The sequence below is a fragment of the Pseudoalteromonas sp. Ld20 genome (assembly GCF_045064175.1).
Classification (GTDB): Bacteria; Pseudomonadota; Gammaproteobacteria; order Enterobacterales; family Alteromonadaceae; genus Pseudoalteromonas; species Pseudoalteromonas neustonica.
The window spans coordinates 137,614-152,653 of record NZ_JBISHB010000035.1; the positions used below are offsets into that span (position 1 = coordinate 137,614).

Below are 15,040 nucleotides of genomic sequence, written 5' to 3' on the forward strand. Positions count from 1 at the left end.
ATTGCCATAATAATATGGCTGAATTTTAATTATTGACTTACAGGAAAATTTAGTATGTCGGTTACTGGTAAAGTAAAGTTTTTCAACGAAGCTAAAGGCTTTGGTTTTATTGAACAAGAGAATGGCCCTGACGTATTCGTACATTTCAGCGCTATCACTGGTTCAGGTTTTCGCACTCTAAGCGAAGGCCAGCAAGTGTCTTTCGGCATCAAGCAAGGCCAAAAAGGCCCTGAAGCTGAGAACGTAGAACTAGCATAATTTTATTATGTGAACCTAAGTTCATCGTGGTGAAACAGAGCCCTGTTTCACCATAATCCTCCTAAAATTTTTATAAAATTACATTTTTTAGCAATACTAAAACATTATTTATTAAATCATTCCGCATCCCAATTACTGAATTTTATATTCATCCTTGTTTTTATCCTGTATCAGTTTGTTTATATTCGTTATCCTTATACTTTAGAATTAACATCTATAACATAAATTATATTTTCTGAATGAAGAACACATAGTAAATTTTATATTCATTATAAAGTTCATTCACTGATTGCGACGATTGCCACATCAAAATGCTTGGCAAGAAGCAGGAACAATTAGCTATCTTGGTTTACACTAAGTTTAAGCATTACAAAGTAAGTAAAGGGTTTGCTAATTAATGAATATTAGAAATAACGTACTGATCGTTGATGATCACCCAATGGTATGTGCAGCGATAAAAACCACCTTAGGTACATCTGCATTAGTTGGTGATATATATACAGTCGCTAGTCAAAAAGCGGCATTGGATGCTTTAAAGAAAAATAATATCACGCTTATTATTTTAGATATTGAATTGGAAGATTCTGACGGTTTTAGCTTATATAAACGCGCGCTTTTAGATGGGTATAAAGGGCATGTTCTTTTTTTATCCGCTAAACAAGATAAGCATATAATTCGTACCGCCGCAAAGTTGGGAGCTCAAGGGTTTATCAATAAGGCTGAGAGCTTAGAAGATATCACTTCTGCAGTTGAATTAATTTTACGTGGTTTTACTTTTTTCCCGCAAGGTGATTTGGTTAGTAACGATAAAGATCTAGATGAAATACTTACTGAGCGTGAACTTACTGTCATGCGATATCTTATAGAAGGGCTATCTAATAAGGATATAGGTGAAAAATTGTTTATAAGTAATAAAACAGTCAGCACCTATAAAACGAAGATATTCGAAAAGCTAGGTGTTGACTCAGTCATTTCACTGGCGAAACTTGTAAAAGAAGACTCTTTTTAAAATTTAGCTGTAAGAAGTTAAGTACACCCTGTGTAATTTAATACATTTTACAGCTAATTCCTTTCATTTTTGTTTCAACCCGTGCATAAAAACGCTTTTTTACTGAATGATTAAGCTTATATTAAAGTTTCCTGAAATATTTTTTTTAAACCTCGCTTTGACATGAAATGTTACATTTATGTGCGTCTTTAATTTATTTAAAAAAAAACCGTCGTTAGTTAGCGGCTTTTATAGACCTTCGAAAAATCCACCTGTTGCATTTATGTTAATCCTTTGTTTTTTGTATTTTAGTTTATGCTGCTTCTGAAGATTTATTTCTAGTTAATTCCAAACATCAAGTTGACAGCGTGCATTGCATTTAGCATTATTGGAGGGTTGATATCTATTAAAAGATATCAGGGTTGTCTTCTTCGGAGGATAATTAAATTATAAAAGTAACATTACTTAATTGGTTGGGAACTATGTCTGTTAAAATCAGAAAGAGTCTTGTAGCAACTGCGTTGGTTGGCGCATTTGCATTCGCAAGCAGCAATGTGATTGCAGATCCTTTGAAGGACGTGCAAAACGCAGGTCTAAAAATTCAAACGGCTGCGGTTAAGTCTCAAACTAAAATTGACAACGTATACGGTCAAACTCAAGAGCTTATCGCTGAGTACCGTAGCATTGTTGATGAAACTGAGCTTTTGAAAGTATACAACGATCACGTTGCACGTTTGGTCGCTGACCAAAATGCACAAATTGAATCGTTTGACCGTCAAATCGCTACTATCGACAACACAAAACAAAACGTTGTGCCTTTGATGTATCGCATGATCGATACGCTCGAGCAATTCATCAAAGCGGACGTTCCGTTTAACAGTGACAATCGTTTAGCGCGCGTTGAAAGATTACGTGAAACAATGGTTTCTTCTTCTGTAACTAAATCAGAGAAATTCCGTCAAGTATTAGAAGCCTACACTATTGAAGCTGCATACAGCTCTTTAGTTGCTGCTTCACAAGGTACTTTAGAAGTTGATGGCAAAAGCATAAATGTTGATTTCGGCCAATTAGGTCGTATCACTTATGTTGCACAATCGTTTGACCTTAAGCACGCGTGGGTTTGGGATAACAACACTAAGCAGTGGAAAGAATTAGGTGATGAATACCTAAAACCTGTTAAAGAAGTTATCCGTATGGCGCGTAAGCAAGCGACATTAGAACTTGTTAAACTACCAATCTTTGGCGCGGAGTAATCAATAATGAAGAAACTATTTAAAGGTTTTGCTGTTGCAGCAGTACTGTCTGTTTCTGCAGGTACCGCGCTTAATGCACATGCAAGTTCTGCTGCTCTAGATAAAATTCTTGAGCAAGTAAAACAAGAGCGTATCTCTGAAGGCAAAATCAATAAGCAACGTGAGCAAGAGTTTCTTTCTGCTCGTGCTGACAAGCAAGCGTTACTTAATAAAGCGAAAAGCCAATTAGCGTCTGAAAAGTCGCGTGGAACTCGTTTAACTAAAGAATATGCACAAAACGAAAATACAATGAATGAGAAAGCAGCAGCTCTACAAAGTGCACAAGGTACTTTAGGTGAGATGTTTGGTGTTGTACGTCGTGCAGCTCAAGATGCAATCGGTTCAATTGAAGCGTCACTTGTATCTGCTGAAAAGCCAGGCCGTGCTGAAATCTTACGTTCATTAGCTGCTGCTAAAGAATTACCAACAGTTCGTGAACTTGAAGAGCTTTGGATTTCTTTACAAACTGAAATGACTGAGTCAGCGAAGGTTTCAACATTTGAAACTGAAGTTGCAGGTCTTGACGGTAATGCATCTATCAAGAAAGTAACGCGTATTGGTAACTTCAACTTAGTAACAGATGACGGATACTTAATCTATTCACCTGAAACTAAATCGATTCAGCCACTAGGTAAGCAACCAGACGGTTTTATCCTTGCAGGTATTGATGATTTAGCAAATACTTCATCTGATAACTTTGCTGGTGTTTATGTGGATCCAACTCGTGGTGCGATCTTACGTATCAATACACAAAAAGCGACACTTGAAGAGTACTATCATCAAGGTGACGTTGTTGGTTACATCATCACTGCGTTGTTAGGCTTAGGTTTATTAATCTTCCTAGCTCGTTTTGTTGACCTAACGCTTACAAAAAGCAAAATCAACAGCCAGCTTAAAAATCTTGCTACACCGAATACAAATAACCCATTGGGTCGTATTCTTAAAGTGTACCATGATAATAAGAATCAAGACGTTGAAAACCTTGAGCTTAAGCTTGATGAAGCGATTCTTCGTGAAACGCCACGCATTGAAGCTGGTATCAACATTATCAAAATCCTTGCTGCAATCGCGCCACTACTTGGTCTACTAGGTACGGTAATCGGTATGATCTTAACGTTCCAAACAATCACATTGTTCGGTACAGGTGATCCGAAGATCATGGCAGGTAACATCTCTCTAGCACTTGTAACTACTGCGCTAGGTCTAATTGCTGCACTACCACTTATTCTTCTTCACGCTGTTGTTGCGGGTCGTAGTAAGTCGGTATTACACATCCTTGATGAGCAAAGCGCAGGTATCATCGCTACTCACGCGGAGAAGGAGAAAGCCTAATGCTAGTCCTGATGGAAATCTGGGAATCTATCAGGGATTTTGTTGGCACAGGCGGCCAGGTTTTATACGTGGTCGCGATAGCACTCTTTCTTATGTGGGTTTTAATGATTGAGCGCTATTGGTTCTTACTTGCAGAGTTTCCTCGTTTATCGAAGGGAATTATAGCTAAGTGGGATGCCCGCCAAGACACTACGTCTTGGTACGCACACAGAATCCGTGAAGCATGGATTTCTGAAGCGTCTGAAAAATTAGATCAGCGTATGTTGTTGATTAAAACATTGGTAGCTGTTTGTCCTTTAATTGGCTTACTTGGTACAGTAACAGGCATGATCGCGGTTTTTGAAACCATGGCAAGCCAAGGTACGGGTAATGCACGTTTAATGGCATCAGGTATTTCAATGGCAACAATCCCAACAATGGCTGGAATGGTTGCGGCACTATCTGGAGTATTTTTTAGCTCACGTCTTGAGACAAAAGCTAAAATGGTGAAAGCCAAACTTATTGATAGTATGCCTCATCACTAGAGAGAGAATTAAATATGGCACGTAAACAACGTTTTCGTGAAGAAGAAGATGCAACGGTCGATATGACACCGATGCTTGACATCGTATTTATCATGCTTATTTTCTTTATCGTAACTACATCGTTCGTTAAAGAGGCTGGTATCGAGGTCAATAAACCAAAAGCGGCCCAAGCTACGAAGCAAAAAAATGCTAACATTTTTATTGCTATTCGTGACAACGGCGAAATCTGGATTGATAAACAGCAAGTTGATGTTGAACGTGTTTCAGCAAAAATTGAAAGTTTATTAGCAGAACAACCTACTGAAGTTGTAATTTTGCAAGCTGACAAAGATGCAAAACATGGCGTAGTGGTTAAAGTTATGGACCAGATTAAAGCGACGGGCGATAACCTGAGAATTTCAATAGCTGGAGATCAGTAATGATTCGTTTTCTGTTTTCACTGATTGCAGGTGGGGCAGTTACTTTCGGCTTGTTCTACTTCATGGCTTTCCTCATCTCTGGTGGGGCTGACCGTAATACGGAACAAAAAGAGCAGATCATAGTCGAAATTATGACGAATCCGCCTGAATCTAAGGTGCAAGAGAGGAAGCGTGTACCGCCTCCGCCTCCACCACCGCCAAAGCAGCCGCCTAAACCGCAGCCGCCACAGCCGGAAAACAACAACCCAAATCCGGGTGCTATGTCATTTAATATGGGCAGCATCGATGTGGGAAGTTCGGCAGGTGGTTTAAGTGGTCCAGGTGCATTTGGACGTGACGGTGATGCGACACCTATCGTTCGAATTGAACCTAAATATCCAACACAAGCAGCACGTGATGGTAAAGAAGGTTGGGTACAACTTTCATTCTCAATTGATGAGCTAGGTGGAGTGACTGACATCGATGTTATCGACGCAGACCCTAAACGTATCTTTGATAGAGAAGCTAAACGTGCGCTTGGTAAGTGGAAGTACCGTCCTAAGATTATTGACGGAAAACCACAAAAACAAGTTGGTTTACAAGTTCAGCTAGACTTTAAACTTAACCAAGGCAATTAAGGAGGCAAGTATGAGAAATTTATCTAAAGTAACAGCACTTGCGGTACTTATGTCTTTCTCAGGTGCAGTATTTACTGCACCTGCTTTAGCGGCGCCTGATTACGCAAAGATAGAAGAGCGTAAAAAAGTAAAAACTAGAGTGATGGGAGAGCGTGTTGGTAAGAAAGTTATTAAAGCGTTTGAGCTTTATAACGAAGAAAAGCTTGATGAAGCAATTGCTATGCTTAAAGAGCTTGAGCCATCAGATGACTTTGATAAAGCGACAGTTAACCGCTACTTAGGTAGTATGTATGCGCAAAAAGAGCAGTATAAAGTTGCGATTAAATACCTAGAACTAGCTGTTGCGCCTGATATTTTAAACTTTGCTGATCATGAGCAAAGCTTAAAAACATTAGGTGATATGTTAGCTGGCACAGAGCAGTATGAAAAAGCGAAAAAAGCGTATGTTGCGTGGATGGACTTTACTGGTCAAGAAGATGCAACTGTTTACACACGCATCGCCCAAGCGAATCATCAGCTAGGAAAATTCAAAGATGTTTTTGAACCGGCAGATAAGGCAATTAAACTTCAAAAAGAGCCAAATAAAGGCCCTTACCAATTAAAATTAGGTTCTTATTTTGAACTTAAAGACTATAAAAATATGGTTAAAGTTGGTGAAGAGATTGTTCGTGTTTGGCCTGATGATAAAAAAGCATGGGTAGGCTTAGGTAAATACTACCTCCAGACGGAAGACTATAAAACCGGTCTTTCGACGATGGAAGTCGCATTTAATAATGGCTACTTTGAAACTGAAGTTGATTATAAAGTTTTGTCTAACTTCTACTCTTTGAATGCAATACCTTTTAAAGCTGCTAAAGTTTTAGAAGATGCGATCAATGAGAAGAAAGTTAAACGTACAAAACAAAATATCTCTGCAGTGGCAAGTAATTACCATCGCTCTCAAGAAATAGAGAAAGCAGCTAAGTACTATGAAGAAGCGGCAAAATTTGATGACGATGCTGAGTTTTACCGCAAAGCAGGTTCATTATTGCTTCAGTCGCAAAACTATAGTGCAGCCGTTGTTCGTTTGAACAAAGCTCTGGAATTAGGTTCTGATAAGAAAGGAACTATATATACAGATTTAGCAGAAGCTTATTACTATCAAGAAAAGTATAAGCAAGCTTATGCTGCTATTGTTAAAGCAATGGATGATCCTCGCACACGTAAGTTTGCAAAAGGTTGGTCAACTTATATTAAAGATAAAGCCGCTCGCAACGGTGTTAAGATTTAACTTTAATTTGCTGTAGCAATTTATAAAAAGCCCCATAGGGGCTTTTTTTATTGGATTATACTCATGATAAAACATTTACTAACGGTGTGCTTTCTCGGTTTTTTATTAAGTGGATGTGGTGAAAGTCACACGCAGTATCAAACAAAAGATCATGCTTTACAGACCCTGCAAACATTAAACCAATTACTAAAAACTAACGGATCAATTAAGCAAGTGAGTGAGGAGCAATGGCCATTCACAAACGCTTATTTAGAAAAACGGCATTTAATTTATCAAGGAATTAATACGTTTGATTTAGAGCCAACAGAGCAAAGGCTGTTGGATTATTTAATTATTGCTGAGCGTTTTCCTGAGCGCTATTTTCCCTGGCCAGCACATATTCCTGTGCTTGAAAATATGCTTAACTATAATCAGACGCTCGATATATCACAGCAGATAGCAAGCTGGATTAATTTTAATCAACAGCAGTTGATACTTGCCAAGGAAAGCAATCTAAAGCTAAATTCAATCGAATTGGGTATGTTAAAACAGCAGGTGAGTGTAAGTTTAAATCGGCCCAGCTTACCTTCAAATGTACAATTAGCATTACAAGGTTTTAATGAGTACTTATTAGCTTATATACCTAGAGGAAGCGCAGGTTTACATGGCTTAGCGAATGGGGGTCCATGGTATCAAAGTAAATTAAATTATTTTTCTGGTATGACTAAGCCTCCATTAAATTGGTTGGTAGCGGTACAGTCTGAATTAAAAGTAAGACAAAGGGAAAGTTTTGGATTGACGTTGGCGCTAGATCATCAGTATTCAGTATTAGAGCAGTGGCTCAAACCAACCGCGATTGAGAGCATAGGTTTTGACTGGGCACAAAATTATCAAGACCTTACTAAAGCTGTGTTAAGTAAAAAATCAGAGCTAACAGCACCAGATCAAGTATTTTGGTTGGCGATGATGGAGACCGACGTTGGTATTCACTACCATGCTTGGACACCACAACAAGCCAAAGTTAACTTGCTTAAGCACTTAAGCTTAACACCGCAGCAAGCTCAATACTTGGTTGAGGACATTGTTTTTTATCCTGGATCGAGCTTTAGCTTTTCATTTCTTTTAGATAAAAAGTAAACGTGAACTAATTACTTTTTATCTTAGACTCGCAGCTGGCACAACGTTGAATTGTTGGATCTGCATTTAAACGTTGCGAGTCAATTTTTTCTTCACAGTCACAGCAATAACCATATTGCCCAATATCCACTTGGCAGACTGCGGCTTCTAGCTGCTCTAGACGAATAATAAGCGATCTATATTCATTCCCAAGCTGCCTATCAGTTAATTCTAGCCAGTGCTCTGGATTATTTTGTTTTAATGTTTCAACGAGCGAATGGTGTAATAGGTTACTTGAGTTCGACAGGGCTGAGAGTAAAGACGTTCTTACTTTCTTTAATTCGCCATTTAGTATTAGCAGGTGGTTTTGAGCATTGATCATTATTAGTTTCCCCATTGAGCAATGCTGTAGTATTCATCAATAAAAAAAAGCGCACTATGATGTGCGTCAAATTAAGGTGCAATAGCGTATTTTTTCAAAACATCGGCAACGTCTTCTTTTGTTTTAAGACGCCTGATCTCATCGAATAAAATATCAGCTTGGCTATATTGACGTTTTAAATAGCCCAACCACTGCTTAGTACGAGAAGCAAAATACTTTTCATCTTTAGCTGGGTCATGGTGTATAGCAGAATGAATTAGATGATACAGCACATGTTCCCATTGAAGACTGACATATTGCTCGCCATTAAAATGAGCTTTAATTTTGCGTGCTAAATCAGGGTGCGAAAGTGCACCACGACCCAACATTAAATCGGCACAACCACTTCGCTTTTGGCATAGTATGGCATCCTCTACTTGCCAAATCTCACCATTTGCTACAACAGCAATATCTTTACCTTTGATTAATGGAGGAATTTTTTCCCAATAAGCGGGTGGGTTATAGCCATCACGTTTTGTGCGGGCATGAATGGCAATGCTACTAGCACCAGCACTGACAACAGCATCAACAATTTCTTGACTGTTACTATCGTCATCAAAGCCTAATCTGATTTTAGCTGTTACTTGATGCTCGCTTGGCACAGCATCACGTACAGCTTTGATGATTTCATACATATGCTCTGGATCTTTTAACAGTACAGCGCCGCCTTTACTCTTATTAACCGTTTTAGCAGGGCAACCGAAGTTTAGATCAACACCATGTGAACCAAGTTCTATCGCTCTTACTGCGTTTGCAGCTAATGCGTGCGCAACTTGCCCAAGTAATTGAATACGCACGGGTGTTCCTGAGCGAGTTAAGCCATTATTATGAAGCTCAGGGCAATAGCGATGAAATACTTTATCTGGAAGGCAGGCATCAACAACGCGCACAAATTCAGTTACGCATAGATCAAAGCCACCAATTTCGGTGAGCAGTTGACGCATTTTAAAATCGACAACCCCTTCCATAGGCGCTAAAACTAATTTCATGATAGGGGAACTTTATACAACTGAAAAGGAGGCGTAGTTTACCTGTATACCCAAGCCACCTCAAGATGCAGTTTCAGTTGGAGTAAAAAGCGATTTCAGTAAGGCATTGGTTGTAAGTAATAGTTGGCTCTATTGTTAAAATCAATAACGCAGTATAAATCGCCTTGATCTTAAACTCTCTGGTGGCTTGGATATAAATATAACCTTGATAAATCCTTATTTTACTCTCATAGTTATCTTCTGTTGTGCGTATTTTGTAGGGCTCTGGTAAAAAATTAATAAAAAGTTGTGATTGAATGAAATATTATTTTTTTAGCAAGGTCTACTTAGTATAACCTTTATGTTTTAGAGAGAGTCATAAAATGAATACAATTAAAAAGAATTCAATTGCGTTAACATTAGGCGCGGTAGTTGTAGGCAGCACAAGTTTTATTTCTGCTGATGTTCATGCAAACCCATTTGAATTTCAGCAAATGGTAACTGGCTACCAAGTTGATGCTACAGAGGGTAAATGTGGCGAAGGTAAATGCGGTGGCGATGCTAAAACTAAAGATGACAAAGCGAAAAAAGAAGGCAAGTGCGGCGAAGGTAAATGTGGCGGTGATGCTAAAGACGCAAAAGCGAAAAAAGAAGGTAAGTGCGGCGAAGGTAAATGTGGCGGCGACGCTAAAGACGCAAAAGCGAAAAAAGAAGGCAAATGCGGCGAAGGTAAATGTGGCGGCGATGCTAAAGACGCAAAAGCGAAAAAAGAAGGCAAATGCGGCGAAGGTAAATGTGGTGGCGATGCAAAAGACACAAAAGCGAAAAAAGAAGGCAAATGTGGTGAAGGTAAATGTGGCGGTAGCCACTAATCACTTTGTGATAGCATTAAGTTAATTCTATTAAAAAGGCCTTTGCGGGCCTTTTTAAATTAAGGAGTATCTATGGGAATATCTAATAAAGATGAATTTGGTATGGTGGGGCTTGGTTTACGCCGAGAAATGTTGGATGAATTACTCATTCAGGTACCAAAGCAAATTGATTTTATGGAAGTGGCTCCGGAAAATTGGCTAAAACTCGGAGGGCGATTTGCCAAGCAATTTAAATCACTTACTGATACAAATAACTTTGTCTGTCATGGTTTATCATTATCGATTGGCTCGCCTGAACCGTTAGATATTGCGTTTATTAAATCGTTAAAAGTATTTTTTGAAACACATAACATAAAGCGCTTTAGTGAACATCTTAGTTATTGCTCTGGTACTGGTCATATGTATGATCTAATGCCCATCCCATTCACTGAAGAAGCAATTAAACATGTTGTACCGCGTATTAAGCAAGTACAGAATATTTTAGAGCAGCAAATTGCTATTGAAAATGTGTCCTATTATGCGGCTCCAGGTCAACAAATGAGCGAGCTTGCATTTACCACTGAAATATTACAACAAGCTGATTGTAAGTTATTACTCGATGTAAATAACATTTATGTAAATTCAATAAATCATGGCTATGACGGCGACCATTTCTTAGCAAACTTACCGTCAGAGCGTATTGCTTATGGCCATGTTGCTGGACATTACAATGAAGCCGATGATTTAATTATTGATACTCACGGCGCAGATGTAATAGACCCTGTATGGCAACTACTCGATAGCGCTTATAAATATCACGGGGTATTTCCTACCTTATTAGAGCGTGACTTTAATATTCCTGCTATTCCCGATCTAGTTAAAGAACTGGATATAATTCATTGTCTACAAGCGAAGAACGCTATACCTCAGAGTAAAGAAAGTGCCTGATATGAACTTTATTGACACGCAACACGCGTTTATGGCGCATATTCGTGAACCACAATTGCACCCAAAGCCTAACGGTATTGAAGATCGCCGAATGGCTATCTATCGCGACTTATTTTTTAATAATATAAATGGCTTTATTTCATCTGGTTTCCCGGTTCTGAAAACACTCTACAGTGATGATGACTGGTTACAGTTAGTTCGCTGTTTTTTTGCTGAGCACGATTGCCAATCCCCTTATTTTTTGGATATTGCGGGAGAGTTTATTCATTATTTAAGTAGCGACTATAAAATGCAAGAAAGTGATCCCGCTTTTATGCTTGAACTTGCGCATTATGAATGGATAGAACTTGATGTATCGATTACACAGCTAGACATTATGGAAAGAATTATCACCACACAGCTAAGTAACACACCGCTTTACCTTAGTAGCTGTGCCCGAAATTTAAGTTATCAATACCCAGTGCAACACATTACTAGCGAATTTCAACCTTCAGAACCATCGCAACAGCCGCATTACTTTGTTGTATATCGTGATGCTGAAGATGAAGTGCAGTTTATAGCTACCAATGCAATGACAGCATTACTCTTATCTATAATAGAGTCAACATCAGGAATTTATTTAGCTACGGTTATTGAGCAAGTCGCTCAGCACGCACCGCAATTTACAGAAGAGCAATTATTGCAAGGGGCTACCCAGACATTAACCGCGATGGTTGAACGTGGTGTGATCGTGACAAAAAATCAAGGTTAAACGCTTTATTGATTTTTTTACATCGACTATCATATGCGCTTTATTTGTCGCGCTTAATAAAGGTAGTCCCCATGTCAGATGATAAAGATTTTAAAGACCCATTTAACGCTATGTATTTTATTGCGTTTTTAGCTATATTTGCAGTAGTTGGGTGTTTAAATGCAATATTAGGTTGGATCACAACCGTGTCTTAATTTACCCTAGTAAATTATACTAAGGCTGTATTTTGTGCAGTCTTATCTTTTTAACTCCTTACCAACACTTTAGTTATACCACACGCCTCGTACATTAACAGATATTCTAAATTGCCTCCTGCGGTTTGTATAAATCACGTTTTATTCCTACTGAAACTCGCTTCTTGGGGTGGCTTGGGTATATAATTACCTGCTTTGTAATATTACATGTATGACAGCTAAAATTATGACAACTCCATCTATTATTAAAGACAGCATTACCACCATTGCAGATTACCCAAAAGCGGGCATTATGTTCCGTGATGTAACTACGTTGATGGCTGACCCTGCCGCGTTTCAAGCGACGATTAATGCATTTATAACTGCTTATAAAGATCAAGGTTTCACAAAGATCATTGGTACTGAATCACGTGGCTTTATTTTTGGTGCGCCACTTTCATATGCACTAGGTATCCCTTTCATTCCAGTTCGTAAACCAGGTAAACTACCGCGCGAAGTGATCTCGCAAGATTATCAACTAGAGTATGGTGAAGATGTATTAGAGCTACATACGGATGCTATTGTCCCTGGCGACAAAGTATTATTAGTGGATGACTTATTAGCGACTGGTGGTACGATTGAAGCAACGGCTAAGTTAGTTCACAAGCTTGGTGGCCATGCCACAGATGCGGCATTTGTAGTCTCTTTACCTGAACTAGGTGGCGAGCAACGCATTGCAAAAATGGGCATTAAAATCCTAAAATTGGTTGAATTCGAAGGCGAGTAATTAATGAGTTATCAAGTCCTAGCGAGAAAATGGCGTCCACAGACCTTTCATGAATTGGTCGGTCAGTCCCATGTGAAACAAGCATTGGTAAATGCTTTGACGCAAAATAGACTGCATCACGCTTATTTGTTCACTGGGACACGCGGGGTGGGTAAAACCACCATCGCACGTATTTTTGCAAAAAGCTTAAATTGTGATGAAGGCATTTCGGCTGAGCCTTGTGGAAAGTGCAGTAGTTGTGTCGATATTGAAACGGGTCGTTATATTGATTTACTTGAAATAGATGCGGCATCTCGGACCAAAGTGGAAGATACTCGAGAAATTCTCGATAATGTACAATATGCGCCAACGCGTGGCCGTTACAAAGTGTACCTGATCGATGAAGTACACATGCTCTCAAAGCACAGTTTTAATGCATTATTAAAAACCTTGGAAGAGCCACCTGAACACGTTAAGTTTTTATTGGCGACTACCGATCCACAAAAACTACCGGTTACCATTTTATCTCGCTGTTTGCAGTTTAATCTTAATGCGTTATCGCAACCCGAAATACTCCAGCAACTTGAATATGTATTAGGCGAAGAACAGTTAAGTTTTGAAACCCAAGCACTGCAAATTATCGCTAAAGCTGCTGATGGCAGTATGCGTGATGCATTGAGTTTAACTGATCAAGCCATTGCCCAAACCAATGGTGATATTAAGCATCAAGCGGTACAAGCAATGTTAGGGTTGATGGACAACCATTATAGCCAGCACTTGCTAGTGGCATTATTGGCGCAAGATGGCGCTGCATTGATGGCGCAAATAGAGCAGATTGCCACTCAAAACCCAAATTATATAGCCCTTTTAGATGATTTAATTGGTCTGACGCATCTAGCGCAATTGACGCAATTAGTCCCAGACGCTGCAAAATTAGATGAGTATAATCGTGAATTTATTAGCGAAGTAGCGTTGAGTTGTGACTCACAGCAAATTCAAATTTATTATCAATTACTGCTCAATGGTAAAAAAGATCTCCAATGGGCGCCAGAGCCGCGTTTAGGCTTTGAGATGATTATGCTGCGTTTATTAGCATTTCAACCAATTGATAACCAAATAGTTGCCAACACAGCATCGGCTGGACCATCAGCGGATGAAAAACGTTCTCGAGCAGGCTCGCTCAGAGACATTCTAAATAAAAACAAGCAAGCACCATCAGAGCGTAATGTCGATCAAGTTAGATTGCCAGCGGGAACATCAGCTACTACATCAGCGGCCACCGCATCAGAGAAAAAACCGGTCGCAGTTCCCCACAACACAGTAGCGATGGAGCAAGAGCCAACTGCGCCAGTTGATATAGCACCTGCTCATGTAGCTGCAGCTGATCCAGAAACTGAGCTTGAGCAACAATTAGCATCACAATATGATGATGTGATGAGCAACGCTGTGGATCAAGGCTTTGATGGCGATACTAACCATGCTCAAAAACAAAATATTAGTGACCATCAGCATAGCATTGAACCAATTGGAAACGCGGCGGTTGTACCAAGTAATAATTCACTTTCTGACTATTCCGCTACCACAGATATTAGTCAAAAAGAAGCACAAGCGCAGTCTGCAATCGCACGTATTTTACGTGATAGAAATATTTCGGGCGCAGGCACGCTTTCTGGTGGCAAAGTATCAGCAGAGCCGTTAACGACGACGATACCGGCGGTTGAGCGCAGTACACCGGTAAAAAAGTCCCAACCCCAAATAGCGGGGACAACTAGCCAAGCTGAGGCTAACGGCTACACGGCAAACATTGCACCAAATAAAATTATAAAACCTGACTTTAAAGAAAAACATCAAACAATTACTGAAAATTTAGCGCCAGAGTTACTAGAGCAAATTAATCCACAAAAAGTGGTGGCTGCACCTGAGCCAGAAATAAACATTCAAGTGCCCGATGATTTTCAAAGCCCGATCAGCGATATCCGTTTTGCGCATCAACAAGATGAATGGGCTTATTTAATTAAGCGAATGGGGCTTGGCGGGCGGATGCGCCAATTTGCACTGCACTCAATTTATTCAAAACAGCAGCAACAATTACATTTAGAAGTTGACGCATCGCAAAAACACCTTGATACACCTATGCTGAGACAAAAATTAACGGCAGCACTGGCCAGTATTTATGAGCATAATGTTGAATTAAGCATTAACTTTGAAGTCGGGGTGATTGATTCCCCTTACTTAATCCAGCAAAAAATAGATGCGGGGCGTCACCAGCAGGCGATTGATGTGATCAACAGCGATGAAAATATCGTGCAATTACAGCAGGTATTTTCTGCAATAATCGACGAAAACAGTATTCAGGCATTGTAATTT

General features: G+C 39.4%; 17 protein-coding genes. 15 read left to right on the forward strand and 2 right to left on the reverse strand.

What is annotated here, in order from left to right:
- Positions 1-54: 54 nt before the first annotated feature.
- From ACJJVX_RS12250 to ACJJVX_RS12290, 9 genes are all read left to right on the forward strand, one after another.
- Positions 55-258, forward strand: coding sequence for a cold-shock protein (locus ACJJVX_RS12250; RefSeq protein WP_054205748.1), 204 nt, complete (start codon positions 55-57; stop codon positions 256-258).
- A gap of 397 nt (positions 259-655) precedes the next feature.
- Positions 656-1,267, forward strand: coding sequence for a response regulator transcription factor (locus ACJJVX_RS12255; protein ID WP_054205749.1), 612 nt, complete (start codon positions 656-658; stop codon positions 1,265-1,267).
- 461 nt (positions 1,268-1,728) lie between these two features.
- Entirely contained in the window at positions 1,729-2,499 is a 771-nt protein-coding gene (locus ACJJVX_RS12260; RefSeq protein ID WP_405631661.1) for a DUF3450 domain-containing protein, read from the forward strand.
- A 6-nt stretch (positions 2,500-2,505) separates the two neighbouring features.
- Positions 2,506-3,870 (forward strand): MotA/TolQ/ExbB proton channel family protein, encoded by a 1,365-nt coding sequence (locus ACJJVX_RS12265; RefSeq protein ID WP_054205751.1) that lies wholly within the window; start codon positions 2,506-2,508, stop codon positions 3,868-3,870.
- The gene (locus tag ACJJVX_RS12270) at positions 3,870-4,394 is read left to right on the forward strand and encodes a MotA/TolQ/ExbB proton channel family protein (protein WP_054205752.1); all 525 of its coding nucleotides are present in this window, start codon (positions 3,870-3,872) and stop codon (positions 4,392-4,394) included. Before ACJJVX_RS12265 ends, ACJJVX_RS12270 begins: the two co-directional genes overlap by 1 nt.
- Before the next feature lie 14 nt (positions 4,395-4,408).
- Positions 4,409-4,813 carry a biopolymer transporter ExbD gene (locus ACJJVX_RS12275; protein ID WP_054205753.1) on the forward strand — a complete coding sequence of 135 codons (405 nt, stop codon included), beginning with the start codon at positions 4,409-4,411 and terminating at the stop codon, positions 4,811-4,813.
- A complete protein-coding gene (locus tag ACJJVX_RS12280) occupies positions 4,813-5,430 on the forward strand; it encodes an energy transducer TonB (RefSeq protein ID WP_054205754.1) in 618 nt (205 codons plus the stop codon). Before ACJJVX_RS12275 ends, ACJJVX_RS12280 begins: the two co-directional genes overlap by 1 nt.
- Positions 5,431-5,440: 10 nt before the next feature.
- On the forward strand, positions 5,441-6,700 hold the full coding sequence (locus tag ACJJVX_RS12285; protein ID WP_054205755.1) for a lipopolysaccharide assembly protein LapB: 1,260 nt from the start codon (positions 5,441-5,443) through the stop codon (positions 6,698-6,700).
- Between the two features lie 63 nt (positions 6,701-6,763).
- Positions 6,764-7,816, forward strand: coding sequence for a hypothetical protein (locus tag ACJJVX_RS12290; RefSeq protein WP_054205756.1), 1,053 nt, complete (start codon positions 6,764-6,766; stop codon positions 7,814-7,816).
- Between the two features lie 7 nt (positions 7,817-7,823).
- Here ACJJVX_RS12290 and ACJJVX_RS12295 read toward each other — a convergent pair whose 3' ends face one another.
- Together ACJJVX_RS12295 and ACJJVX_RS12300 are read right to left on the reverse strand one after the other, a co-directional pair.
- Positions 7,824-8,177 carry a TraR/DksA C4-type zinc finger protein gene (locus tag ACJJVX_RS12295; RefSeq protein ID WP_054205757.1) on the reverse strand — a complete coding sequence of 118 codons (354 nt, stop codon included), beginning with the start codon at positions 8,175-8,177 and terminating at the stop codon, positions 7,824-7,826.
- Between the two features lie 71 nt (positions 8,178-8,248).
- Positions 8,249-9,205, reverse strand: coding sequence for a tRNA-dihydrouridine synthase (locus ACJJVX_RS12300; RefSeq protein WP_405631666.1), 957 nt, complete (start codon positions 9,203-9,205; stop codon positions 8,249-8,251).
- Positions 9,206-9,567: 362 nt separating this feature from the next.
- Between ACJJVX_RS12300 and ACJJVX_RS12305 the strand changes: the two genes are divergently transcribed.
- The 6 genes from ACJJVX_RS12305 (at position 9,568) to dnaX (ending at position 15,037) form a co-directional block, all read left to right on the forward strand.
- Positions 9,568-10,056: a hypothetical protein gene (locus ACJJVX_RS12305; RefSeq protein ID WP_054455047.1), complete on the forward strand. Its 489-nt coding sequence runs from the start codon at positions 9,568-9,570 to the stop codon at positions 10,054-10,056.
- A 102-nt stretch (positions 10,057-10,158) separates the two neighbouring features.
- Complete coding sequence (locus ACJJVX_RS12310) at positions 10,159-10,983, forward strand: DUF692 domain-containing protein (protein WP_405631712.1); 825 nt, start codon at positions 10,159-10,161, stop codon at positions 10,981-10,983.
- Between the two features lies 1 nt (position 10,984).
- Positions 10,985-11,734, forward strand: coding sequence for a DUF2063 domain-containing protein (locus ACJJVX_RS12315; protein ID WP_405631669.1), 750 nt, complete (start codon positions 10,985-10,987; stop codon positions 11,732-11,734).
- A gap of 71 nt (positions 11,735-11,805) precedes the next feature.
- On the forward strand, positions 11,806-11,928 hold the full coding sequence (locus ACJJVX_RS12320; protein WP_269432723.1) for a hypothetical protein: 123 nt from the start codon (positions 11,806-11,808) through the stop codon (positions 11,926-11,928).
- Between the two features lie 226 nt (positions 11,929-12,154).
- A complete protein-coding gene (gene apt, locus ACJJVX_RS12325; RefSeq protein WP_054205791.1) occupies positions 12,155-12,694 on the forward strand; it encodes an adenine phosphoribosyltransferase in 540 nt (179 codons plus the stop codon).
- 3 nt (positions 12,695-12,697) lie between these two features.
- Positions 12,698-15,037, forward strand: coding sequence for a DNA polymerase III subunit gamma/tau (gene dnaX, locus ACJJVX_RS12330; RefSeq protein ID WP_405631672.1), 2,340 nt, complete (start codon positions 12,698-12,700; stop codon positions 15,035-15,037).
- Positions 15,038-15,040: the final 3 nt, after the last annotated feature.